The 22,847-nt window shown below is 36.6% G+C and carries 21 protein-coding genes and 1 riboswitch; of the genes, 12 read left to right on the forward strand and 9 right to left on the reverse strand.

Going from position 1 to position 22,847, the window contains the following annotated elements; genetic code table 11:
• Nucleotides 1–5: 5 nt before the first annotated feature.
• From ACTQZM_RS01290 to ACTQZM_RS01300, 3 genes are all read left to right on the forward strand, one after another.
• Complete coding sequence (locus ACTQZM_RS01290; RefSeq protein WP_047334148.1) at nucleotides 6–674, forward strand: ABC transporter ATP-binding protein; 669 nt, start codon at nucleotides 6–8, stop codon at nucleotides 672–674.
• 122 nt (nucleotides 675–796) lie between these two features.
• On the forward strand, nucleotides 797–1,651 hold the full coding sequence (locus ACTQZM_RS01295) for an alpha/beta hydrolase (RefSeq protein ID WP_441652645.1): 855 nt from the start codon (nucleotides 797–799) through the stop codon (nucleotides 1,649–1,651).
• Nucleotides 1,652–1,720: 69 nt separating this feature from the next.
• Nucleotides 1,721–2,842: a 5-methyltetrahydropteroyltriglutamate--homocysteine S-methyltransferase gene (locus ACTQZM_RS01300; RefSeq protein WP_441652646.1), complete on the forward strand. Its 1,122-nt coding sequence runs from the start codon at nucleotides 1,721–1,723 to the stop codon at nucleotides 2,840–2,842.
• Nucleotides 2,843–2,894: 52 nt separating this feature from the next.
• Here ACTQZM_RS01300 and ACTQZM_RS01305 read toward each other — a convergent pair whose 3' ends face one another.
• The gene (locus ACTQZM_RS01305; RefSeq protein ID WP_441652647.1) at nucleotides 2,895–3,887 is read right to left on the reverse strand and encodes an alpha/beta fold hydrolase; all 993 of its coding nucleotides are present in this window, start codon (nucleotides 3,885–3,887) and stop codon (nucleotides 2,895–2,897) included.
• A 202-nt stretch (nucleotides 3,888–4,089) separates the two neighbouring features.
• Between ACTQZM_RS01305 and ACTQZM_RS01310 the strand changes: the two genes are divergently transcribed.
• Complete coding sequence (locus tag ACTQZM_RS01310; RefSeq protein WP_441652648.1) at nucleotides 4,090–5,118, forward strand: 3-deoxy-7-phosphoheptulonate synthase; 1,029 nt, start codon at nucleotides 4,090–4,092, stop codon at nucleotides 5,116–5,118.
• Between the two features lie 366 nt (nucleotides 5,119–5,484).
• Here the strand turns inward: ACTQZM_RS01310 and ACTQZM_RS01315 are convergent, their stop codons facing one another.
• Both ACTQZM_RS01315 and ACTQZM_RS01320 read right to left on the reverse strand, forming a co-directional pair.
• On the reverse strand, nucleotides 5,485–6,414 hold the full coding sequence (locus ACTQZM_RS01315) for a LysR family transcriptional regulator (protein WP_114975639.1): 930 nt from the start codon (nucleotides 6,412–6,414) through the stop codon (nucleotides 5,485–5,487).
• Nucleotides 6,396–6,986: an NUDIX hydrolase gene (locus ACTQZM_RS01320; protein WP_441652649.1), complete on the reverse strand. Its 591-nt coding sequence runs from the start codon at nucleotides 6,984–6,986 to the stop codon at nucleotides 6,396–6,398. Before ACTQZM_RS01320 ends, ACTQZM_RS01315 begins: the two co-directional genes overlap by 19 nt.
• A 458-nt stretch (nucleotides 6,987–7,444) precedes the next feature.
• Between ACTQZM_RS01320 and metE the strand changes: the two genes are divergently transcribed.
• Together metE and metF are read left to right on the forward strand one after the other, a co-directional pair.
• Nucleotides 7,445–9,718, forward strand: a complete 2,274-nt coding sequence (gene metE, locus ACTQZM_RS01325) for a 5-methyltetrahydropteroyltriglutamate--homocysteine S-methyltransferase (RefSeq protein ID WP_441652650.1) — start codon at nucleotides 7,445–7,447, stop codon at nucleotides 9,716–9,718.
• A complete protein-coding gene (gene metF / locus ACTQZM_RS01330; protein WP_441652651.1) occupies nucleotides 9,693–10,553 on the forward strand; it encodes a methylenetetrahydrofolate reductase [NAD(P)H] in 861 nt (286 codons plus the stop codon). Before metE ends, metF begins: the two co-directional genes overlap by 26 nt.
• Before the next feature lie 18 nt (nucleotides 10,554–10,571).
• Here the strand turns inward: metF and ACTQZM_RS01335 are convergent, their stop codons facing one another.
• Nucleotides 10,572–11,468, reverse strand: coding sequence for a metallophosphoesterase (locus ACTQZM_RS01335; RefSeq protein ID WP_349277887.1), 897 nt, complete (start codon nucleotides 11,466–11,468; stop codon nucleotides 10,572–10,574).
• A 150-nt stretch (nucleotides 11,469–11,618) separates the two neighbouring features.
• Between ACTQZM_RS01335 and ACTQZM_RS01340 the strand changes: the two genes are divergently transcribed.
• The 5 genes from ACTQZM_RS01340 to ACTQZM_RS01360 all read left to right on the forward strand — a co-directional run bounded on the left by ACTQZM_RS01340 (nucleotide 11,619) and on the right by ACTQZM_RS01360 (nucleotide 15,853).
• Nucleotides 11,619–12,401 (forward strand): TatD family hydrolase, encoded by a 783-nt coding sequence (locus ACTQZM_RS01340; RefSeq protein ID WP_441652652.1) that lies wholly within the window; start codon nucleotides 11,619–11,621, stop codon nucleotides 12,399–12,401.
• Complete coding sequence (gene rnmV / locus ACTQZM_RS01345) at nucleotides 12,394–12,966, forward strand: ribonuclease M5 (RefSeq protein WP_441652653.1); 573 nt, start codon at nucleotides 12,394–12,396, stop codon at nucleotides 12,964–12,966. Before ACTQZM_RS01340 ends, rnmV begins: the two co-directional genes overlap by 8 nt.
• Entirely contained in the window at nucleotides 12,956–13,834 is an 879-nt protein-coding gene (rsmA, locus tag ACTQZM_RS01350) for a 16S rRNA (adenine(1518)-N(6)/adenine(1519)-N(6))-dimethyltransferase RsmA (RefSeq protein WP_441652654.1), read from the forward strand. The genes rnmV and rsmA overlap by 11 nt, the downstream gene beginning before the upstream one ends.
• Nucleotides 13,835–14,362: 528 nt before the next feature.
• The gene (locus ACTQZM_RS01355) at nucleotides 14,363–14,938 is read left to right on the forward strand and encodes a hypothetical protein (protein ID WP_248624432.1); all 576 of its coding nucleotides are present in this window, start codon (nucleotides 14,363–14,365) and stop codon (nucleotides 14,936–14,938) included.
• A gap of 260 nt (nucleotides 14,939–15,198) precedes the next feature.
• Nucleotides 15,199–15,295: riboswitch (THF riboswitch) on the forward strand.
• 33 nt (nucleotides 15,296–15,328) lie between these two features.
• Nucleotides 15,329–15,853, forward strand: a complete 525-nt coding sequence (locus ACTQZM_RS01360) for a folate family ECF transporter S component (protein WP_243198049.1) — start codon at nucleotides 15,329–15,331, stop codon at nucleotides 15,851–15,853.
• A gap of 42 nt (nucleotides 15,854–15,895) precedes the next feature.
• On the opposite strand, the gene ACTQZM_RS01365 is transcribed toward ACTQZM_RS01360, so the two are convergent.
• The 4 genes from ACTQZM_RS01365 to ACTQZM_RS01380 all read right to left on the reverse strand — a co-directional run bounded on the left by ACTQZM_RS01365 (nucleotide 15,896) and on the right by ACTQZM_RS01380 (nucleotide 20,080).
• A complete protein-coding gene (locus ACTQZM_RS01365) occupies nucleotides 15,896–16,147 on the reverse strand; it encodes a hypothetical protein (protein WP_016251523.1) in 252 nt (83 codons plus the stop codon).
• The gene (locus ACTQZM_RS01370) at nucleotides 16,140–16,466 is read right to left on the reverse strand and encodes a hypothetical protein (protein WP_441652655.1); all 327 of its coding nucleotides are present in this window, start codon (nucleotides 16,464–16,466) and stop codon (nucleotides 16,140–16,142) included. Before ACTQZM_RS01370 ends, ACTQZM_RS01365 begins: the two co-directional genes overlap by 8 nt.
• 144 nt (nucleotides 16,467–16,610) lie before the next feature.
• Complete coding sequence (locus ACTQZM_RS01375; protein ID WP_441652656.1) at nucleotides 16,611–18,368, reverse strand: ABC transporter ATP-binding protein; 1,758 nt, start codon at nucleotides 18,366–18,368, stop codon at nucleotides 16,611–16,613.
• The gene (locus ACTQZM_RS01380) at nucleotides 18,365–20,080 is read right to left on the reverse strand and encodes an ABC transporter ATP-binding protein (RefSeq protein WP_441652657.1); all 1,716 of its coding nucleotides are present in this window, start codon (nucleotides 20,078–20,080) and stop codon (nucleotides 18,365–18,367) included. The genes ACTQZM_RS01375 and ACTQZM_RS01380 overlap by 4 nt, the downstream gene beginning before the upstream one ends.
• Before the next feature lie 360 nt (nucleotides 20,081–20,440).
• Here ACTQZM_RS01380 and ACTQZM_RS01385 point away from each other — a divergent pair, with 360 nt between their 5' ends.
• Complete coding sequence (locus ACTQZM_RS01385; RefSeq protein WP_441652658.1) at nucleotides 20,441–21,529, forward strand: 3D domain-containing protein; 1,089 nt, start codon at nucleotides 20,441–20,443, stop codon at nucleotides 21,527–21,529.
• Nucleotides 21,530–21,991: 462 nt separating this feature from the next.
• On the opposite strand, the gene ACTQZM_RS01390 is transcribed toward ACTQZM_RS01385, so the two are convergent.
• Nucleotides 21,992–22,847: ISL3 family transposase (locus ACTQZM_RS01390; protein WP_441652659.1), on the reverse strand; the 856-nt coding region annotated here is incomplete at its 5' end.

Genomic DNA, 22,847 nt, shown 5'->3' on the forward strand with positions numbered 1-22,847 from the left:
AAAATATGGTTTTACAAGTTGAAAATTTAGGTTACTGGTATACAAATGAACGTCCATTGTTTCAACAAGTCAATTTGACCTTTGAGCCACGCAAGATGTATGCCATTTTAGGAACAAGTGGTAGCGGCAAAACCACCTTTTTATCCCTTTTGGCTGGTTTAGACCAACCCAAAGAAGGGCAAATCACTTATCAAGGGGAGTCGTTAAAACAAATTGGTCTTCAAAACTATCGGAAAAATCGTGTTTCTATCGTCTTTCAAGCCTATAATCTGTTACCTTATCTGAGTGCGGTGGAAAATGTATTAACAGCGATGGCAATCAGTCAGACCAAAAAAGACAATCCTAAAGAATATGCTTATCAACAGCTAGAAAAAGTAGGCCTTACTCGTGAGTTGGCCGATAAACGAGTGAGTCATCTATCTGGGGGTCAACAACAAAGAGTCGCCATTGTTCGAGCAGTTTGTTGCGGGCATGATTTGATTGTGGCCGATGAACCAACAGGAAATTTAGATGAACAAACCTCTCAAGAAATCATCGCCCTTTTTCAGCAGCTTGCCCATGAACAGGAAAAATGCATTATCCTTGTCACGCACGAAAAAGAAGTGGCGAATGCAAGTGATGAAGTCTATGTGTTGAAAAATCAGCAGTTAACAAAGCAAGCAGATTCCCTATAGTTAAAGATTACAGTTAGGTGACATTTTGACATCTAACTGTAATTCAATTTTTGAGCAAAGTTTAAGAATTTTTAAAGAAAGTTGCGTTATAATCGAGCTAGAAAAAATAGAAGGTAGGTAGCATGACAAATTATAAAAAATATTTATGGTTATATCCAATGTTGGTTTTATTGGTTGGACTGATTGGTGGAACCAAAACGGTAGAAGTCAATCCTGATTCCACCACCTATCATGTATTGGCAGCGCAAGTCAATCGTCAAATCGCCACCCCTTTGATTTTAGTCCCAGGTACATATGGCACGCAAAATCGCTTTGATGAAATGTTGGTAACCTTGAAGACGACGATGCCGGATTTAAGTGTCGAAAAAATTACCGTACATACAGATGGCACCTTGAAAGTGACAGGTAAAATCAAAAAGAGCAGTCAGCATCCGGTTTTTGTGATTGCCTTTGAAGAAGCGAAAGATGGCATTGAAGCAATTAGCCAACAAGCGAAGTGGTTCCAACAAGCCTTACATAGTATTCTTGATTTTTATGACTTTGAGACCTATAACTTTGTCGGTCATTCGAATGGTGGTTTGGTTTTTACTGAATATCTAGAAAATTTGCAAACGACTGACGAACCCCAAGTTGCTAGTATGATTACTTTGGGAACACCTTATAATGATGTAGTAGAAGAGGAAAATCAAAACTATCAAAATGCCAATGTGACAGAGTGGTTAAGTCATTATTTGGTATCCAGTATTCGCCAGACTAATTTTGAAATGATCAATATTGCTGGCAGTTTAAATAATCAAGCAACGGATGGCACAGTCCCTTTAGCGAGTGTCCAAATGGGTGCACAAATCTTCCAAAATAAGACCGAATACCAAGAAAAGATAGTGTCTGCCTCGCATAGCAATCTGACTGAAAATGAAGAAGTACTTACATTATTGTCAAAAGTAATAAGCTCTAATAGCCAAAATCTATCAGTTTAAAATTAGGCGGACTGTTTACACACCTAGGATTAATCGGTACAATAAAAACAATAAAAGGAGGAATTTTTTATGCAAGTACCATATACGGTTGATCACGTGGGTAGTTTTTTACGTCCTGCACGTATTAAACAAGCACGTCACGATTTACAACAAGGTCTGATTACCAAAGATGAATTACGTCAAATAGAAGACGAAGAAATCTTGAAGTTGGTTGAAGAACAAAAACAAGTCGGCATTTTAGGTATTACAGATGGTGAATTTCGTCGTGGTTGGTGGCATATCGACTTTTTAGAAAACTTATTAGGGATTGAAGGTTATGTCCCTGAAGCTGGTTATAATCAGAATTTTAAAGGCGCTGCAGTACCATCTTATAATGTCCGTGTGGTTGATAAGATTGCCTTTAATCCAAATCATCCATTTTTAGCTGATTTTACTTTTTTGAAAGAAGCGGTCGGTAATGATGGTGTGCACCAAGCTAAAGCGACGATTCCAAGTCCAACAATGGTGTTACGTCAAGAAGTGCTAGCAAATGATGGTAGTTCGAAATTAGCTGAGATTTATCCGAATATTGAAGACTTTTATGCAGATTTAGCTAAGACTTATGCGGATGCGATTCAAGCTTTTTATGATTTAGGTTGCCGCTATTTGCAATTTGATGATACGAACTGGGCCTTTTTAGCCGATGCTAGTAAACGTGAATCTTTAGTAGAAAAAGGCATTGACCCTGAAAAAGTCGCCCAAATTTGTACAAATATTATCAATCAAGCATTAGCCAATAAGCCAGCTGATATGGTGGTGACTACACATATTTGTCGTGGGAATCATGCGTCTTCTTGGATTTTTTCAGGTGGCTATGAAGTGATTGCCAAAGAATTATTTGCGACGAACTATGATGGCTTCTTCTTAGAGTATGATAGTGACCGAGCTGGAGATTTCAAACCGTTACGATATTGGCATAGTCCAAAGAGTAAAGTTGTTTTAGGATTAGTCACCTCTAAATTCCCAGAGTTAGAAGATAAAGAATTAATCAAAGAAAGAATTAAAGAAGCGACAGAATATGTGCCGCTTGAAAATCTAGCTATCTCTCCGCAATGTGGTTTTGCCTCTACAGAAGAAGGCAATAAATTAACACCTGAGCAACAATGGGCGAAAATGCGTCTATTACAAGAGATTGCAAAAGAAGTTTGGTAATTAAAAAATGAAAGACGAATAGGACCGCGCGTTTGCAAGCCTATTCGTCTTTTTAGTGTCTTTGTTTCTTTTTAGCAATATACATAAAATACTGATAGCCAATCATAATGGTTTCTTTTAGTGCGGTTTTACCGGGTAGATGGCCACAATTAGGTACGAGGGCAAATTGCAAATTAGGATTATAAGTTTGCTCATAGGTTTCTCTGGTCATTTGTGTGGGTGTTAATAAGTCATCTTGCCCCTGAATCATAATATAAGGGACCTCGATATTTTGGAGGTCACTAGTTAAATCGACTTGCATCATTTCTTTATCCAATGACTGATTCTTACGGGTACCATTTAATAAAACCGCAATTAAATCTTTCAAACGATAATCAGGGCTTGAGAGCATAATCGCAATAATCGAAAAGAGTGGATATTTTTCAGCTCTTTTTGGTTGGTAGCCATTGGTATATTTTTTAATCCAATATTCAATTCTGCGTAAGTCGTATACGGAATGTTTCTTTTTTCGCTTGATGTTGGCTAATATTTTTTGACGAAACTTAGGCATTTTGGCATGTTCTAAAGCATAATAGACGAATTCATTAAAGCCTAAATCGCGCACAATTTGTCCTAAAGCCATCACCCCATTGATTAGATGTGGCACACGTTTGGTCACTAAAGTAGATAAAATCGTCCCCCAAGAATAACCAAAAAGATATAAGTCATTTTTAGGAAACATTTGCTTTAATTGTTTGATTAAATCTTCCGTCATCTTAACGAAGTGATTAATGGTAAAGTCTTCTGAAATTTGTCGATCATTCACGCCACAGCCTAACTGATCCCAATACACCATCAAAAATTTTTCGGTCAATTCAGGAAACATCCCACGACAACCTGCCGAAAATGGTGCTGGACTACCCGGACCACCATGTAAAAAGATGAGGATAGGATTATTGCGAAAACGTCCTTCGATTAAGATTTTTTGCTTGAAACCATCCAATCGCATCGTCATTAATTCAGAAATTTCATTTTGTTGAATGTTTTTAAAACGCTCCCAAATCATTGTAGTGCCACCTTTTCTCTTGTTCATCTCGATTATATCACGACAAAAGGAAAAAGCATTAAAACTTTCTCATTATTTTGGTTGAACAGATTGAGCATATTTGTTAGAATAAATGCAATTATAAAAGCATATTACTTTGTGAAATTTTGTTAATTTAGTACAATAAGAAGGCAAAGTTCAAAGAATAAAAGGGAGCGATAAAATGAGTTTTGAAGCGGTCAGCAAGCAAGTGAATCTTGAACTGATTAAATCCATTGCTTGTTTATCTGAAGAAGAGCAAGCATTTAAAGACAAACGAGACCAAGAATTAAGAGATGTGATTACAGGTAAAGATCAACGTTTTCTATTAGTGATTGGTCCGTGTTCAGCTGATAATGAAGAGGCGGTATTAGAATATGCCAAAAAATTAGCAGCCATCCAAGAAGAAGTCAAAGATAAAATTTTCATCGTCCAACGTGTGTATACTGGTAAACCACGTACCAATGGCGATGGTTATAAAGGGATGTTACACCAACAAGATCCAAATGGCGAAACCAACTTGATTCGTGGGATGGTCGCTGTGCGTAAATTGCATAAGCGTGTCATTGCGGAAGCTGGGTTAACGACTGCCGATGAGATGCTTTATCCAGAAAACTTAGTCTTTGTCGATGATTTAGTCAGCTATCATGCGGTTGGCGCGCGCAGTGTAGAAGATCAACAACACCGTTTTGTCGCAAGCGGAATTGATGCGCCTACTGGACTTAAAAATCCAACCAGTGGGAATATGAAAGTTTTATTTAACTCCTTGCATGCGGCTCAAAGAAGTCAAGAATTTATCTTTAGCGGTAGTGAAGTGAAAACATCTGGTAATGAACTAGCACACGTGATTTTACGTGGAGCTTTAAGTGAACAAGGTCAAGTCGTTCCAAACTATCATTACGAAGACTTATTAAAAGCTGTAAAAGCCTACAAAGCGGATGATTACCAAAATCCATTTATTATTGTGGATACTAACCATGATAATTCTGGTAAACAATATTTAGAACAAATTCGCATTGTCAAAGAAGTGTTAATCAATCGCGCTTGGAATGAGGATATCAAGCAAATGGTTCGAGGCTTTATGATTGAAAGTTACCTAGAAGATGGTCGTCAGGATATTTCTGAAGGCACTTATGGTAAATCAATTACCGACCCATGTTTAGGTTGGGATAAGACCGAAGAATTGATTCAATACATTTACGAAAATATTTAAACTAAAAAACACCTACAGTCGAGATTTTCAAGGACTGTAGGTGTTTTTTAAAAGGTTGTGAAGCTGCTCGCTCAGACATGAAGAAATTCGTGTGTTTACCTACCGCTGAGAAAATCGGATGAAAGGAGATTTTCTCAAGCGATAGGGCGAATTTCACAATGTCTAGCAGCTGAACACCGTCTAATAAAAGGTTGTAAATCGACTTGGTCAGCTACAAGCAGCTAAGTTTGTCCGGAATGACAGGGAAATCCACTATATTTAAAGATTTACCTAGTCAGGCCGGCTTAGATGCGATGGAGCTACCCTTCGAACGCCGTCAAATAAAAGGTTGTAAATCGACTTGATCAGCTATAAGCAGCTGGCAGATTATTTTTCGTCAATAATCTCAAAACCGTAATCACGAATATGTTGTTTTAATAACTCTAGGTAATGATTGGCTGTACGCGATAATTGTACTTGGCGATGACGTAGATAACCTAAAGTCATGGAGTCATCCACATCGAGCGGAATCGCAATAATTTTATCATCATTCAGCTCACTACTGATAATTCCCGAACTAATCGTGTAGCCATTTAAACCAACCATTAAGTTAAAAATCGTTGCCCGGTCACTCACTTTAATACTCTTATGGTGCGAAGTCGTACTTAATATTTCTTCAGCAAAATAAAAGGAATTATTTTCCCCTTGTTCATATGACAAATATGGATAATCTTCTAAATCTTCTAAAGTAATGATTTTCTTTTCAGCCAATGGATTATAGCGACTCACAAAAACATGTGGCGTTGCGACAAACAATGGGGTAAAAATCAAATCATTTTCCTTAAATAATTTAAGCAAGACTTTGCGGTTAAAATCATTTAAATATAAAATGCCTAGCTCGCTTTTGAATTTCGCTAAATCATCCAAAATATTTTGCGTTTCTGTTTCACGTAAGGTAAATTGATATTCTTTGCTATCCACTGATTTTAACAATTCAACAAATGCATGGACCACAAATGCATAATGCTGTGCGGAAACAGAAAAAGTTTGTTTACGGCTCGTGTTTTTGTGGTAACGTGTTTCTAAAAGCTGGACTTGGTCTAAAATTTGGCGGGCATAAATCATAAATTCACGACCATCTTCAGTTAAAGTTACCCCAAGTTTACTTCGGATTAATAATTGAATCCCGACTTCTTCTTCTAATTCTTTAATGGCATTTGATAGACTGGGTTGTGTTAAATAGAGTTGTTTAGCGGCTTCGTTTATTGAGCCAGTTTCCACGATTTTATCCAAATAAGCTAGTTGTTGGATACGCATGACGATTCACCTTCTAGTAATTTTACTTTATCGATTAATTTTTGGTAAATATGTTTCATAAACCAAACTTCGCTAACTGATTGGGCAATCTTGTCTACCTCAAGCCAAGTGATTTGACTATTTTCACTTGGACGAATGTGAATCGGCAAATCAGGATTCGCGATACAAAGAAAGGTCAGGTTTAAATGTAGATGACTAGAAACATATTCTCCATTTTTGATATGACCATCTACGGTTAGGACTTCCAGCGAAAATAGTTGATCTTCTATTAGCTGAAATTCACTTAAGCCACTATCTTCTTGGATTTCCTTTTTGATGACAGCCACAATATCTGCGTTGCCATCGAGATGTCCGCCCAACCAAGCAAAAGATTGATAGATACGATGATAGGCCATTAATACCTGCTTAAAATCAGGGCTAACAATCCAAGCAGATACCGTTAAATGCGCCACAAGATTTTTTCTTGTCAAAATATTGTCTGCGGATAGCTGCTGTAAAATCAAATCTTTATCTTTTTCTTCTTGCTCGTTATAGGGAATATAATTTTGAACAAATTGATAAATATCTTTCATAATCCTACTTCCTTTACAATGTCTTTATTTTACCAATCTTTGCTAAAAATTCAACTAAAAAGTTTTATTTTATTAAATATTATTTCTGATAATTTTAATTATTACATATCCGGATAGAAGCAGTCCTTTTTGATTGAAAATACTGATATATAAATGTTTTGTAAAATGACACTAAGTTGCTTCTGTAAATTATGAATTAAAAAAGCAAATCATAAAATAATGTCATGAGTTATTTTTAATTTTTTGAGTCCGGGATTTCTAAGGTGCTTTTCTGCTTTTTTTGATTCGCGCGTTTTGGTGCAAAGCCTACTTTTGTTTCTTGGTTATTCGTTATTTCTAGTATAGCATAGTTGCGTGATATAGTTTGTAGCTATAAATGATAATAATTTATAAAAGTTATCCAATATATCAAGTGTGTGTTATGATTGCCTACAAGAAATAAATGAGGAGTGTTGGTTATGAGTACAACGATTGTTGGTTTTCCAAGGATTGGAGAAAATAGAGAATTAAAATTTCAAACAGAGAAATACTTTAGGAATGAAATCACAGAATCGCAACTTTTATCTTTTGCAGAAGAATTGCGTAAAAAGCATTGGCGTATTTTACAAGAAGCGCAGATTGAGGCTATTCCAAGTAATGATTTTTCGTTATATGATCAAACATTAGATAGCGCCTTTTTACTAAATATCATTCCTACAGAGGTAGCGAATTTGGATTTAACACCGTTAGAAAAATATTTTGCTCTTGCTAGGGGCTATCAAGGGACAAAAGGGGATGTCAAAGCACGACCAATGAAAAAATGGTTTAATACCAATTACCATTATTTAGTGCCAAAGTTTGAAAAAAATACCCAAATTAAAGTGACAGGCACTAAAATTTTTGATGAATATCAAGAAGCTCGTGAATTAGGCATCCACACACGCCCCGTCTTAATCGGTCCGTTTACGTTATTACAATTAGCCGAGTATGCAGATAATACTTGTGCAAATGATTTTGTCGCTGACTTGGTGGCTGGCTATCAAGATATTTTACATAACCTAGAAGCGTTAGGTGCAGATTGGATTCAATTAGATGAACCTTCTTTGGTAAAAGATTTAAATACAGAAGAAAAACAATTATTCTGCCAAATTTATCAACGTCTGACTGAAAATAAAGCCCTTAAAATCCTTGTCCAAACCTATTTTGGCGATGTGCGAGATGTATATCAAGAATTAATCGCCTTAGATATTGATGGTATAGGCTTGGATTTTGTAGAAGGACGCCAAAATTTATCTTTAGTACAACAAGGATTCCCCGCAGATAAGACACTTTTTGCTGGAGTTGTGAATGGTAAAAATATTTGGCGCAATGATTATCAAAAAACATTGGACATTATTAAACAAATCCCTGCCCAAAATATCGTTTTAAATACGAGTTGTTCTTTATTGCATGTGCCATATAGCGTAAAAAATGAAACTTTTGCGGAAAATATCAAAGCGCATTTTGCCTTTGCTTTGGAAAAATTAGCAGAATTAACTGATTTAGCACAGTTAGTAAAAGGAGAAAATCCGCAAGCCTTAGCAGCAAACCAAGCATTATTCACGAATGAACGAGTGGTGCGAGATGAAAAGGTGCATCAAAAATTAGCCCAATTGACCGAAGCTGACTTTACGCGTCCAGATACTTTTGAAGTGCGTGAACAAATCCAAAAAGCAAAATTCCAATTGCCATTATTACCGACGACTACCATTGGCTCTTTTCCGCAAACTAAAGAAGTGAAGCAAACCCGTGCCAAATATAAACGTAACGAGATTTCTAAAGAGCAATATCGTGATTATTTAGCCACACGTACTAAGGAATGGTTAAAATGGCAAGAAGAAATCGGCTTAGACATCCTGGTGCATGGGGAATTTGAGCGTAATGACATGGTGGAATACTTTGGTCAAAACCTTAATGGCTATCTCTTTTCGACAAATGGGTGGGTGCAGTCTTATGGCACGAGAGGAGTGAAGCCGCCAATTATTTGGGGAGATGTTTCTAGATCAAAACCAATTACTGTCTATTGGTCTAAATTTGCTCAAGAACAAACCACTAAATATGTCAAAGGGATGCTAACCGGTCCAGTAACTATTTTAAATTGGTCATTCCCACGAGAAGATATCAGCTTGAAAGAATCAACCTTGCAATTAGCGCTAGCCATTCAAGAAGAAGTATTAGATTTAGAGGCAAATGGTATTGAAATAATTCAGATTGATGAAGCGGCTTTACGTGAAAAATTACCGCTACGTCAAAGTGATTGGTATACGCAATATTTAGATTGGGCGATTCCAGCTTTTCGTTTGGTGCATAGTAAGGTCAAGCCAACCACCCAAATTCATACGCATATGTGTTATAGCGAATTTACAGATATTATTCCGGCTATTGAGCAGATGGATGCGGATGTAATTAGTTTTGAAGCTTCCCGTTCGAACTTAACGATTTTAGATGAGTTACAAGCACAGCACTTTAAAACCCAAGTCGGTCCAGGTGTCTATGATATTCACTCCCCAAGAATTCCATCTGTTGAAGAAATTGAGCAGACGATTAAGCAAATATTAGCAAAAGTTCCAATTGAAAAAGTGTGGATCAATCCAGATTGCGGACTGAAAACAAGGGGTGAAAAAGAAACTAAGGCAAGTTTGGTACATTTAGTCCAAGCAGCCAAAAACTGTAGAGGAAGTGAGTCGTATGGGCAAACCAAGTCTATCCTTTGAAATCTTCCCACCAAATTCAATGGTAGGTGAGGAGCGCTTGATTCAAACGTTAAGTCAATTAAAAGGTCTTTCTCCGGATTTTATTAGCGTGACTTGTAGTAATCAACAAGCAAATTTTATTGATACCACCTTAAATGTGGCAGATTATGTCCAAAATCAATTAAAAATTCCAGCAATCGCTCACTTACCAGCTCTTTATTTAACTGCTAAAGAAGTCGATTATATTTTAAAGGCTTTACACCAACGCGACATCTCACAAATCTTAGCCTTGCGTGGGGATTACATTGAAAATATAGTCCAACCGAATAACTTTCATTATGCCAGTGAGCTGATTGACTATATTAAAGGTAAAGATAGTAGTTTTAAAATTAGTGGTGCTTGCTATCCAGAAATGCATCCTGATTCCAAAAATCGCGTGGAAGATATTTTGAATTTAAAAAGAAAAGTCGAAAGTGGGTGCCAGCAGTTAATTACGCAGTTATTTTTTGATAATGATACCTTTTATCGTTTTCAAGAATCCTGTGCGTTATCTGGCATTAATGTACCAATATTAGCCGGAATTATGCCGATTATTAATCGTAAACAGGCAATACGCTTGATTCAGACATGTCAAACCAAAGTCCCACGCAAATTCATGGCGATTCTTGAAAAATACGAATATCAACCAGAATCTCTTAAAGAAGCCGGACTCGCCTATGCATTGGATCAAATTGTCGATTTAGTGACACAAGATGCTGAGGGAATTCACCTATATACAATGAATCAAGCAGAGACTGCGCGCTATATTTATCAAGCGACGACGGCAATCTTTCAAAATTTATCTCATGCAAGCTAAAAAAATCCTCCCAAGCGATTATTCGTTTGTGGAGGATTTTTTGCTCGTATCTGTTAATAAATTGACATCATCTTTAGCTAGGTGATAGTAAATGATTTCAGGAACTAAACGAAAACGACTCGATAAATAAGAACGTCTTGCTCGGTTACAAATAGAGAGAATCGTTTTTTCCGTAACAGCATAGAGTCCGTGTGTAAAATATTCAGCCCCTTTAATCTTCTTTTTAAAGCGACGGAAATATTTGCGAGGCTCATGGGCATGCCCAGCTAAAATCAAGTCATAATTGCGAATATCCGGGACATGTTGAATCATATCAGGCTCATGTAAGAGTAATAGATGCCAACGAGAATAAGTTTTTTCGTAATGGTATTTTGGCTTACCTTTCAAAGGATCATCAATACCCGTAACTGTAATCGAAAAATTCTCCATGGAACCAAAAATTTCTTCATTCTTCAATACTGTAAAGCCTGATTCTTCTAAGGCATTTTTGACAAAGTATTGCCCATTATTGAGATAGTCATGATTACCTAAAATCGCTATTTTTCCCATAGGTGCTGTGAAGCGTTTCATTTTGCGAATCAATTTAGGACTCATTTTTGGGGACCATTTGCCATAATTTTCAATCAAATCTCCAGTAAATACAATAATTTCCGGACGATTACGCTGCGTTGAACGGATGAGTCGATTGATTTTCTTCGGACTAAAAAATCGTGAAAAATGTGTATCACTAAAATGAGCAATCGTGACAATGCTTTTTAATTCATATAAATCATAAGCTCGCGAAATATCGATAATTTCACTGGAATTTTTATGGATGAAATAATGTTTTTCGCGAATCATATAAGGTAAGATAAAAATGACATAAATATAGATTGCTAATATTAGACAGATTATTGCAATGAACAAGTACATCATTTTCACCCCTTCAAAAAAGTATCTACCTAATAGAATAGTAGAAATAGCATAAAAAAGCAATTGACTATGTAAAAAATTTGTCAGAGTTTTGTTCAATTCAAAGATGTGCTATAATGAAGCCGTTGAAAATCAATGAAAGGAACAGTTTGAATGAAGATATTTGATACGCATACCCATCTTAATGCGGAACAGTTTAAAGACGATATTCCAGAAACAATTACGCGTGCCCATGAGTTAGGAATAAGTGAGATGGCTGTAGTAGGGTTTGATACGCCTACGATTGATAAGTCTTTAGAATTAAGCCAAACCTATCCTGAAATTTATAGTATTATCGGTTGGCATCCAACTGAAGCAGGCAGTTATACGCCAGCGATTGAAGAAAACTTACAAGCATTATTAACCCGTGATAAAGTTGTTGCCTTAGGAGAGATTGGTCTCGATTATTATTGGATGGAAGATCCTAAAGAGGTCCAAGAAAAAGTATTTCGCCGTCAAATTGCAATAGCTAGAGAACATCATCTGCCAATTAGCGTCCATACGAGAGAAGCGTTGGAAGATACCTATCGCATTTTAAAAGATGAAAAGATTCATCAAGTGGGCGGGATTATGCATAGCTTTAGCGGTGACGAATATTGGGCCGAAAAGTTCTTAGATTTGGGCATGGAATTATCCTTTAGTGGTGTTGTGACCTTTAAAAAAGCTACCGATGTTCAAGCTGCAGCCAAAATTGTGCCATTAGACCGCTTTTTAGTGGAAACGGATGCCCCTTATCTTGCACCGGTACCTTATCGCGGCAAACGCAATGAGCCTGGCTATACCCGTTATGTAGTAGAAAAAATCGCGGAATTAAAAGAATTACCAGCCGAACAGATTGCTAAAGCGAGTCGTCAAAATGCTTATCGCTTATTTAACTTAGGTGAAGTGAATGACTGATAAAATCAAGATTCAAGAAGTTGTTGTAGTAGAAGGTAAGGATGATACGAGAAGACTGCGTGAATTTTTTGAAGTCGATACCATTGAAACCATTGGCTCAGCTATTGATGAAAAGATACTTGAGCAAATCAAAAAAGCCCAAGCATTACGTGGGGTGATTGTCCTAACTGATCCTGATTTTTCAGGGGAACAAATTAGAAAGAAAATCATGCAAGCTGTGCCAGAGTGTAAACATGCCTTTATTACCAAAGCTCAAGGAAAAAGTCGTCATGCTCATGAAAGTCTAGGAGTAGAACACGCGGATAAAGCGAGTCTATTAGCCGCGCTTCAACAGGTCATGACCCCTCAAAGTAGTGTGCAAACTTACATTACGAAAGAAACATTACTCGAGTTAGGCTTGTTAGGTGGAAAGCGCGCCAAGTTTTTACGGCAACAAATTGGTGAACGCTTAAGTATCGGATATACAAATGGTAAGCAGCTAGCCAAACGCTTAGCTATGTTTGCGATAGATGAACAAACTTTAAGAGAAACGATAAAGAAAGTCGAGGAAGAGTGTGAAAAATAGAGAAATTGCCAATCCCAGTCATACACGCGAAATCTTAGAACGTCATGGATTTACATTTAAGAAAAGTTTAGGTCAAAATTTTTTAACCGAACCGAATATCTTGCGTAAAATCGTCCAGACTGCCCAAATTGATGACAAAGTAAATGTTATCGAGGTAGGTCCGGGTATCGGTGCCTTAACAGAGCATCTTGCCCAAAATGCGCATCAAGTTTTAGCCTTTGAAATTGATGATCGTTTAATTCCCGTTTTGGCAGATACTTTAGCTGAATATGAGAATGTGCAAGTGGTTCATCAAGATGTTTTAAAGGCCGATTTGGTGCAAGTGACGCAAGAAGTCTTTACCGAAAATTTACCAATTAAAGTAGTTGCTAATCTGCCTTACTACATCACCACACCGATTATGATGCATTTTCTAGAATCGGCATTAAAAGTTGATGAAATGGTTGTGATGATGCAAAAAGAAGTAGCTGATCGTATAAGTGCACAACCAGGAAGTAAAGCTTATGGTTCGTTAAGCATTGCCGTCCAATATTACATGCAAGCTCAACTTGCTTTCATCGTTCCAAAAACCGTGTTTGTCCCACAGCCAAATGTTGATTCTGCCATTTTGAAATTAACTCGGCGCAGTCAACCCGCTGTAGAAGTGATAGACGAAAAAGCCTTCTTTAGATTAACGAAAGCTGCCTTTCAACTTCGCCGCAAAACACTGTGGAACAATCTTTTACACTCATATGGCAAAGATGAAGCAACAAAAAATTGGTTAACACAAGCCTTGGACCAAGCGAATATCGATCCTAAACGTAGAGGAGAGACTCTGACCTTACAAGAATTTGCCGATTTAAGTAATGCGATGAAAAATTTAAAATAGTTAATGAAACACTTTTTGGTAGTCGAATCATATTTTACTTGACTAAAAAGTGTTTTTTCTATGAATAAAATTCGCTATCCTACTGAAGCAAAATTATTTTTAGATATAATTTAAAGGAAAAAAAGAATGTTTTTTTATAACTTTTGTGTAATTAAATGAAATGATAAATTTGTATGATTTACCATTACTTCAGTTTTTTTAAATAAAATTGTTGGTTAAAAAATAAAAATATAGTATAATGTACCTGTAGATAACCTATAAGTGTGGAGGATTTTTTTGATAAAAATAAACGGTGATTAACGAATGTTTTTCGAGCCCCTTCCCATTCCCCAATGACTCTATAGATGTTCGTTTTTCATTACCTCCATGAATTTTTGGCACTAAGGATAGGTGCCTTTTTTTTTACCCCTTATTATTGTCTTGACATTATATGTTAATTAGATTATATTTATAGCAACTTGTTTATGTCATGACATAAATAAACTAAATTGATAAACTAATACTGATTGTGAAAAAAGGAGTTTAAAAATGAAGATTCAATCAATCAAAAATTTAACAGTTGCTGCTTTGCTCATTGCTTTAGGGATTCTTATCCCAATGGTCATGCCGAAGATTGTCATCGGACCTGCCTCTTATACGTTAGGAAGTCACGTACCAGCAATGATTGCTATGTTTTTCTCACCTTTAATGGCTATTTGCGTCACTTTGGGTACTGCTTTAGGATTCTTTTTAACCTTACCACCAATTATCGGCTTACGTGCACTTTCACATATAATATTTGTAACAATTGGTGCTATTTACTTACAAAAAAATCCCCAAATAGTCCAAAAACCATGGAAATTACAAGGATTTAATTTTATTTTAGCTGTTATCCATGCTAGTTTTGAGGTTGTTGTTGTATTTGCTTTTGCTTATTTTGGTAATCTTGCAAATACGACATTTGATCGCAATTATTTTATTTTCTTATTCGGTATGATTGGTCTAGGTGGCTTAATCCATAGCATGATTGATTTCAATATTGCCTATATCGTTGCCAAAGCTATTCAAAAACAAGCGCAAATTCCTGTTTTCACTTTAGCAACGAAAAAATCGAATATTCACTAATCAAGGGCGAATATTTTGCCATTTTTTAAAGAAACAAATGAAATTTTAGCATTATTTTCAGAAAGTGTGTTATGATGAACGTAAGGTTGTAAGAAGAAGTCTGATCAAGTCGCTTCACAACCTTATTGACGGTGTTCGGCAGCTAGACATTGTGAAATTCGCCCTCCCACTTGCAAAAATCTCCTTTCATCCGATTTTTGCAGTGGTAGGTAAACACACGAATTTCTTCATGTCTAAGCGAGCTGCCTTACAACCTTTATTACAGAGTAGGGGTTAGTGCGTTAAGTGCTTTGGGGATGGGATGTTGCCTCATTGACGAAGAATTTTATTCGCGGTGCTAATCTCGCATTCGCTGCAATTTTTGTAGCAACTCATTAAGGAGATGCACACATGAAAAACAACAAAATTTCAGTTCAATCGATGGCTTTATTAGCGCTATTAGTGGCAATCCAAATTGTCTTAAGTCGTCAATTTGCCATCGAAACGCAATTGGTCAAGTTCTCTTTTGCGTTTGTCGCTACATTTTTAATGGGGCTATTTTTAGGTCCTTGGTGGGCTGGTATCGGCGGTGTTTTATCGGATGTTATCGGTATGACCTTACTAGCAAAAAGTCCATTCTTTATCGGCTTTACATTTAGTGCGTTTTTAGGTGGTGTCGTCTATGGCTTATACTTCTATAACAAAGAAGTCACGCTAAAACGCTGTATCGCTTGTGTTTTAACTAATGCGGTATTATTTACATTAATTTTAACGCCACTGTGGCTATCTATCATGTATAATATTCCGTTAAATAGTTGGGCTATTTGGTCTGTACGTTTAATCAAATTAGCCATCACAATTCCATTGCATGTAGCTACCTTGTATATTGTCGGTAAAGCTTTACCAATGGCACAATTAAAACGAAAATTATCATAAAAAAAGCAAGCTAGCAAGAGATTCATCCCATCTTTTGCTAGGTTATTTGTATAGGTTCATTTTTTTGGCAATTTGTTCGGCATAATAGCAAACGGTTTGTGGATCGCGCTTTTTTAAGGCTTCCTGTTCACTAAGAGGGAGTAAATAAAAGTCAACAATCACGCGATCAAAATGCCCTGTGCGCATGGATTGGTAGATTTCTAGCTCTAAACTCGTATGCAAAATATCATTCATTAATTCAGCCGTAACACTAGCATTTGCAGAATGATTGGGAAAAGGAATAATCTCAGCCATGATCATCGCTCCCATCTGGTTCGCCTAAAGAGCAAAAAATATGTTTGTTCTCTTGCCAGTAGTTTTCTAATAAATTTGATTGGCGCAGATGTTCGATAAATAGATGGGCTAAATAAGTCACAGCTTGGCGACGGCAGGAAAGCAGTTCTTTTTGTTTCTCTTTAGGAAGGGTATCTACTAAAAATAAGAAAGAATGATAGGTTTCATTACGGATGGCTTGATATAAAAGTAGTTCGGTACCTACTTGCAATAAATCTGCCATTTCTTGCGTAGGTATGAACGCTGATTGCTTAAAAGGAACTATATTGTTTTGTCGCATGATGAAGACACATCCTTCCATTTATGGTGCAAATATATTATAGAACTTTTTGACTGACATGTCGTATCATTTGTAAACCTATAGCTTATCAAAGAAAAAATTCCTCTGCCAATGAAAGGCAATCACTGGCAAAGGAAGCGTGGGTTAAATTTGTGTTTGTGTAAATTGGGCGTGATAGAGTTTTGCGTAGTAGCCGTTTTGTTGCAATAATTGGTGGTGTGTGCCCATTTCGACAATTTGTCCATGATCCATCACTAAAATTTGGTCTGCAGATTGAATAGTAGAGAGTCGATGGGCGATAACAAAGCTAGTTTTTCCTTTCATCATTGCTAAAAAGGCATCTTGTATCTTTCTTTCAGTCAAAGCATCGACAGAACTAGTGGCCTCGTCTAAGATAAGCATCGGAGGGTTTGAAATCATGGTTCGCGCGATGGTCAGCAATTGGCGTTGACCATCTGAAATTTTGACATTTTTCTCCCCAAGAGGCGTATCTAATTGTTGAGGTAATCGCATGACAAAATCATACATAAATGATTTTTTGAGTGCATCAGTGATTTCTTCATCCGTAGCATCTGGACGACCAAAAACGAGATTTTCACGTAAAGTACTATCGAAAATCCACGTGTCTTGAAGCACCATGCCAAAATTCTTTCTTAACTCATCGCGTTTGACTTTTGCAATGTTCACACCATCAATTAGGATTTTTCCACTATTGACTTCATAAAAGCGCATCAATAAATTCACCAATGTAGATTTACCCGCCCCAGTTTTACCAACAATGGCAATCGTTTGTCCAGGTTGAGCAGTAAAATTGAAATCCTCAATTAAAGGTTGGGAAGGGACATAATGAAAATCCACATGTTGGAATTCAACTTTTCCTTGAATAGGCGGCAAGGGAAGTGAGGCTTCTTCTTTCAATGGTTTTTGAGCCAATAACTCAATCGTGCGTTCCATCCCGGCCAGTGCACTTTGAATTTGGGTAGTGAGTCCCGTCAATTCAATAAAAGGTTTTGAAAATTGACTCGAATAAATCGTAAAGCTTGAAACCGTTCCGATGCTGACAAGATCAGGATGTTTAATCGCTAATAACCCACCGACACAGCCGACTGCTACATAAGCTAAATGATCGACAAAACGTGAAAGAGGATTGGCGATGGCAGAAGAGAATTGGGCGTTTTTCCCTTTTACATAAAGAATTTGATTCATTTCTTCAAATTTTTGTTGATTTATCGTTTCGTGTTGGAAAGCTTTGACAATTTTTTGATTGCCCACCATTTCGGTAATAAAACTCGACATATCCCCTAGAATAGATTGTTGAGCGACAAAGTTTTTTTGTGAGAGTTTGGCAACCACCCAACTACTCATCACGATAATCGGTGTTGCAATTAACACGACCAATGTTAACCATACATTTAGGTAAAACATCATCCCAAGTGAAATCACTACAATGGTCCCACCAGAGAAAACTTGGGTATAAATGGCTTGAATCGCAGCTGAAATATTATCCATATCATTAGTAAAGCGACTCATAATATTTCCGTGAGGCGTGCGGTCATAATAACTCACTGGTAATGAATTAAGATGTAAGAAGGTATCTTTACGTAGGTTTGCGACACTTAAGTAGGCCACACGATTACCGATACGTTGAATAAAATATTGCCCGAGCACATTGATGACTACCAATAATAAGAAGAAACCAATGGCACGATAGATTAGGGAAAATTCTACTCTACCCAGACCAATCATCAAGTCGATAATCTGACCAATGGCATAGGTAAGCAGCACACTAGCGATACCACTCAGAATGCCTAAAGCTAAAGCCGTCCAATTTTGTAGACGAAAACGACGTAAATAAGGCATAAAAGCGCGAATGGATTGGGCATTCATTTTTCTTTGTCTCATGCTTCATCCTCCTGTTGTGCTTGATAAATTTCTTGATAAGTCGGACAAGTAGCTAACAACTGCTCATGGGTATCGCAACCAACCAAGGTACCATTATCTAAGACTAAGATTTGATCAGCTCCTTGGATAGAGCGGATTCTTTGGGAAATAATGAGGGTTGTACAATCCAATTTTTGTAAGGTTTGTCGCAAGTTCAAATCCGTTTGATAATCAAGCGCACTCAATGAATCATCTAAAATTAAAATCGGACGTTGACTAATCAAGGCACGGGCGATAGTTAGTCGTTGCTTTTGCCCACCGGAGAAGTTCTTTCCACCTTCAAAAATTGGCGTGTCTAATCCTTCAGGTAAAGTCTCAACAAATTCTTTAGCTTGGGCGATTTCTAAAGCTTGCCAACATTCATCATCGGTCGCATCGACTTTTCCCCATTGTAAATTTTCACGAATCGTCCCGTTGAAGAGGACACTTGTTTGTGGGACAAGCGCGATTTGTTCACGTAATTGATGTTTGTCGATTGCCTGGATATCTGTACCATAATACTGAATCACACCACCGGCAATTTCATAAAAGCGTGGTAAAAGTGAAATCAAGCTCGTTTTCCCACTTCCGGTAGCTCCGATAATTCCGATGGTTTCCCCTTTTTGAATGGCAAAGTTTAACTGTTTTAAGGCTAAACCAAATTTAGGACCATAGCGAAAATCAACATCATGAAAAGCAAAAATGGGTGCTTGATTAGGTGTCGGAAATTCCTCAGTAATCTGTTCTTGAACGCTAGGCACATCTAGTACATCATTAATACGTTTAGCAGAAGCATGCGCACGGGTATATAAAATGACCAAATTAGCGACAATGATTAAAGCTAGTAGCATCTGATTCATATAATTGACCAATGCAAGTACTTGCCCAGCCTGTAGATGTCCGAGATTGACTTTTTGCCCACCAATAAGAAAAATACCAACAATCCCCAAATTCATCACCAAGGTTGTTGCCGGCGATAATAAAGCAGAGAGTTGGGTAACACTTAAGTAAGCATCTGACAATTCGTCGACACCTTGATTAAATTGAGCGACTTCATCTTTTGTCCGGACAAAGGCACGAATGACGCGAATTCCGCTTAAGTTTTGGGACACAGATTGGTTGAGTTGATCCAATTTTTCCTGCACTTTTTGATACATTGGAAAAGAACGGGTCATAATAAAATATAACAGTAGACATAAAATAGGTAAAACAGCTAAAAAGATGAATCCCGCTTGAATATCAATACTAAAAGCCATAATCACTGCACCGATACTTAGAAAGGGGGCTCTGGAAACAAGGCGAATTAACATAGCTAATGCCCACTGAATTTGCGTGACATCATTGGTTAAACGGGTAATCAAGCTTTCAGTGCCAAAATGATTTAGCTCTTGATGGCTCAATGTGTTGATTTTTTTCATCAAGACATTTCTCAGCTCAGTACCTAATCCTTGAGAAGCTACCGATGCATAATATTGACAAATGATGGCAAAGATAAAACCAATGATCGAAATCAAAATCATTTCTAGTGTTGTTTGCCAAATAATGGGAATATTTAGCTTACTGATTCCTTGGTCAACTAGTTTGGCCATAAATAAAGGAAGTAACAGTTCAAAAACTGCTTCTAAAAATTTAAAAATCGGTCCTAAAATGACTTCTTTTTTATAATTGCTTGCATAGCGAAATAAGCGAAACATAGAACTCCTCCAATTTTTCTATATATAAATATGAAATAACTTTGTTTACTACATATATTTTAACGTAAAATAAAAGGAAAACAACCAAACTAATGAAAATTTCAGGAACTTTCAAAAAAAGCGATAAAACATTAGAAAGATTTATCAAAGTTTTTTAAAAGTTTTGTTACGAAATTATTACATCAATGATTGGTGGAAAATCGGTTCCGTCCCACTTTTCTTTAAATTTTTTTAAAAAATAGGAGTAAAAACCCCACTTTTATCTAGTGGTTGTAACAAAATGTAAAATAATTGCAACACAATTTGCCACTAGGTTTTGTATAATGAGAAGGTCAAAATGTAAGAAAGGTGTTGAAATGTGTGTCAATGAAATGGATTCGTCAATCGGCTATTGTCATTGGTTGTTTAGGTCTTAGTTTAATGCAAGCTCCTATTTATGCAGATACTATGGACCAATTGAATCAGCAAGAAGCACAGTTACAACAGCGAAGTGAACAAATCAGTACACAAATTCAAAATACATTATCAGATGTCAATGATAAATATGCACAAGTGGAAGATTTAAAAAAGCAAATTGCTGATAATCAACAGTTATTAGAAAAGACGCAAAAAGATATCACAGATACGCAAGAAATCATCGCAAAACGCAAAGAAGTCGTTGCTAAACGTTTGCAATCGATTCAAGTGAATCACGCGGCTGATATTGATTTAAAGGCATTATTTGCATCTAAAAATATCGGTGAATTTATCCAACGAATTTATGCGATGACATTGATTCAAAACTTTGAGAATGAAAAATTTACTAGTTTGAATCAAGCAGTCGATACATTAGAAGATTTAAATAATAAAGCAACGCAAACACAAAATAAATTGCAAACAGATAAAGCAGAATTAGACGTTCAAGTGCAACAATTAGATTCGAAGATGGCTCATTTACGTCAACAACTTGTAGATAATAAAGATGCTTTAGCAAAGATTGCTGCCGATAAAGAAGTTGAAACCCAACGCATTGCTGCTGAAAAAGCTCGTCAAGAACGCGAAGCCAAAGAAGCTGCTAAACAAGCACAACAATCTCAAGCACAAACAAGCGCTTCAAGTCAAAATCAAGTTGTTACTCCAAGTCAGCCAACAACAACGACACCAGCTACTTCAGGAAGCGCAGGTGGTCGCGTGCTGACGATGGAATCTACCGCTTACTCATATTCAGAAGCAGGTGCCAGCTACTTTACCGCAAGTGGAACAGATTTACGTGCCAACCCAATGGCCATTGCAGTTGATCCAAGTGTGATTCCATTAGGAACTTTGTTAGAAGTACAGGGATATGGCGTAGCTTTGGCGCTAGATACAGGTGGAGCTATTAAAGGAAATATTATCGATGTGCACTTTCCAACAGTTGCTCAATGTAAAGTTTGGGGACGTCGCATGGTACAAGTCCGTATCTTAAGTTAATGCAAGCAAAAAAGGGGCTGACCCATTAGTCCCTTTTGAATCCAAAAATCGAAGGCACCCGTGAAAGATGCCTTCGATTTTTGGATTTTTTGGATGAAATATAGAGGATTTTCCCCCTATATTTGGTTTTGTATGATTGTTTTTCCCTCATATTTCCTTACTCTAGTTACTAATTTCCTAAAATTGTGCGCAAGAAATACAAGTCCCATTTCCTTAAAAATTTTTTCGGCTCTATAATAAAGGCTCTTTGTCAAGTAGTGTTGTTGGCAATTAAGTCAATTGGAGAGAAAGTTATTTTATGAATGCTTTCTCTCTTTTTTTTATTTTCTTTTCTTTTTTCAATCGACGCTTATGTACGAACAGGTGGCTGGAGCTGTGCAAGGGTGGACTTGTCCACTTGCGTAGCCCTTGCACAGCTGATAAAGCCATCTGTTACACTTTGAGTGCGATTGAGAGAAGGTTTTAAGCAGTTTTTCTTCTACATTTTCGTTTCTTAGGTTTTTTCGTTTGCCAATTTTCCTCGTATAAAAAGATTCTTCTTCGCATATTTTCAAAGTTTCTAAATCCAAAAGAAACTCGTTGAAAGACTTTGATTAAATTGTTTTTACCTTCTAGTTTTCCGTTTGAATAAGGTAGTTTTAGAGCATTCTTTACATTACGAGTTTGTTTGGTTAAGTATTTAATTGACTTTTTAAATTTTTTATCTAAGTTTTGAGGTAAGTTATAGAGTATATCAAAAAATTTGTTGTATTCCTTTTTATGAAAGTGTCCAAGCAGACTTTGATAAATCTCGTAACATTGCTTGAATCCTTCGTCAAATGAAAGTAAGGTATCTACAACTTCTGTTTGAGTGATGAATTTTTTGTCGAATAATGGGTACTGTGAACGTTTCTCGTAATTCAGATTATCCTCGTGTGTTAAAACGAATTTCCAATATTTTTTTAATTTTGTATAGTGTCGAGATTCCTTATTTTTTTGTTCATTCATTACTTGAATTCGTTTATTATTCAAAGCACGAGTCAATTGCTGGATAATATGGAAACGATCAATGATTATTTCTGCATTAGGAAATATTTCTTTGATAGCATAAGGATAAGAGGCATTCATATCCATTACCACATATTTCACACGACACCGATTTTCCAAGCTAAAGCGCAGAAAATAGTCTTTAATCGCAAAATTCCTACGATCATTTAGAATATCAATGATTTTCCCAGTTTCTCCATCACTAAAAATAAAGCATAATTTTGTATGACAATCTTTCGTTCCTTTGAATTCATCAACCAATAGGCATTCAGGTAATTGGTAGGTATAAGGA

The sequence above is a fragment of the Enterococcus cecorum genome (genome assembly GCF_052119425.1).
GTDB lineage: Bacteria > Bacillota > Bacilli > Lactobacillales > Enterococcaceae > Enterococcus_E > Enterococcus_E cecorum_C.

What these genes read in the sequence shown, in the direction of transcription:
- ACTQZM_RS01290 (WP_047334148.1), top strand. Translation starts at nt 6, where the DNA reads ATGGTTTTACAAGTTGAAAATTTAGGTTACTGGTATACAAATGAACGT.
- ACTQZM_RS01295 (WP_441652645.1), top strand. Translation starts at nt 797, where the DNA reads ATGACAAATTATAAAAAATATTTATGGTTATATCCAATGTTGGTTTTA.
- ACTQZM_RS01300 (WP_441652646.1), top strand. Translation starts at nt 1,721, where the DNA reads ATGCAAGTACCATATACGGTTGATCACGTGGGTAGTTTTTTACGTCCT.
- ACTQZM_RS01305 (WP_441652647.1), bottom strand. Translation starts at nt 3,887, where the DNA reads ATGATTTGGGAGCGTTTTAAAAACATTCAACAAAATGAAATTTCTGAA.
- ACTQZM_RS01310 (WP_441652648.1), top strand. Translation starts at nt 4,090, where the DNA reads ATGAGTTTTGAAGCGGTCAGCAAGCAAGTGAATCTTGAACTGATTAAA.
- ACTQZM_RS01315 (WP_114975639.1), bottom strand. Translation starts at nt 6,414, where the DNA reads ATGCGTATCCAACAACTAGCTTATTTGGATAAAATCGTGGAAACTGGC.
- ACTQZM_RS01320 (WP_441652649.1), bottom strand. Translation starts at nt 6,986, where the DNA reads ATGAAAGATATTTATCAATTTGTTCAAAATTATATTCCCTATAACGAG.
- metE (WP_441652650.1), top strand. Translation starts at nt 7,445, where the DNA reads ATGAGTACAACGATTGTTGGTTTTCCAAGGATTGGAGAAAATAGAGAA.
- metF (WP_441652651.1), top strand. Translation starts at nt 9,693, where the DNA reads ATGGGCAAACCAAGTCTATCCTTTGAAATCTTCCCACCAAATTCAATG.
- ACTQZM_RS01335 (WP_349277887.1), bottom strand. Translation starts at nt 11,468, where the DNA reads ATGATGTACTTGTTCATTGCAATAATCTGTCTAATATTAGCAATCTAT.
- ACTQZM_RS01340 (WP_441652652.1), top strand. Translation starts at nt 11,619, where the DNA reads ATGAAGATATTTGATACGCATACCCATCTTAATGCGGAACAGTTTAAA.
- rnmV (WP_441652653.1), top strand. Translation starts at nt 12,394, where the DNA reads ATGACTGATAAAATCAAGATTCAAGAAGTTGTTGTAGTAGAAGGTAAG.
- ACTQZM_RS01355 (WP_248624432.1), top strand. Translation starts at nt 14,363, where the DNA reads ATGAAGATTCAATCAATCAAAAATTTAACAGTTGCTGCTTTGCTCATT.
- ACTQZM_RS01360 (WP_243198049.1), top strand. Translation starts at nt 15,329, where the DNA reads ATGAAAAACAACAAAATTTCAGTTCAATCGATGGCTTTATTAGCGCTA.
- ACTQZM_RS01365 (WP_016251523.1), bottom strand. Translation starts at nt 16,147, where the DNA reads ATGGCTGAGATTATTCCTTTTCCCAATCATTCTGCAAATGCTAGTGTT.
- ACTQZM_RS01370 (WP_441652655.1), bottom strand. Translation starts at nt 16,466, where the DNA reads ATGCGACAAAACAATATAGTTCCTTTTAAGCAATCAGCGTTCATACCT.
- ACTQZM_RS01375 (WP_441652656.1), bottom strand. Translation starts at nt 18,368, where the DNA reads ATGAGACAAAGAAAAATGAATGCCCAATCCATTCGCGCTTTTATGCCT.
- ACTQZM_RS01380 (WP_441652657.1), bottom strand. Translation starts at nt 20,080, where the DNA reads ATGTTTCGCTTATTTCGCTATGCAAGCAATTATAAAAAAGAAGTCATT.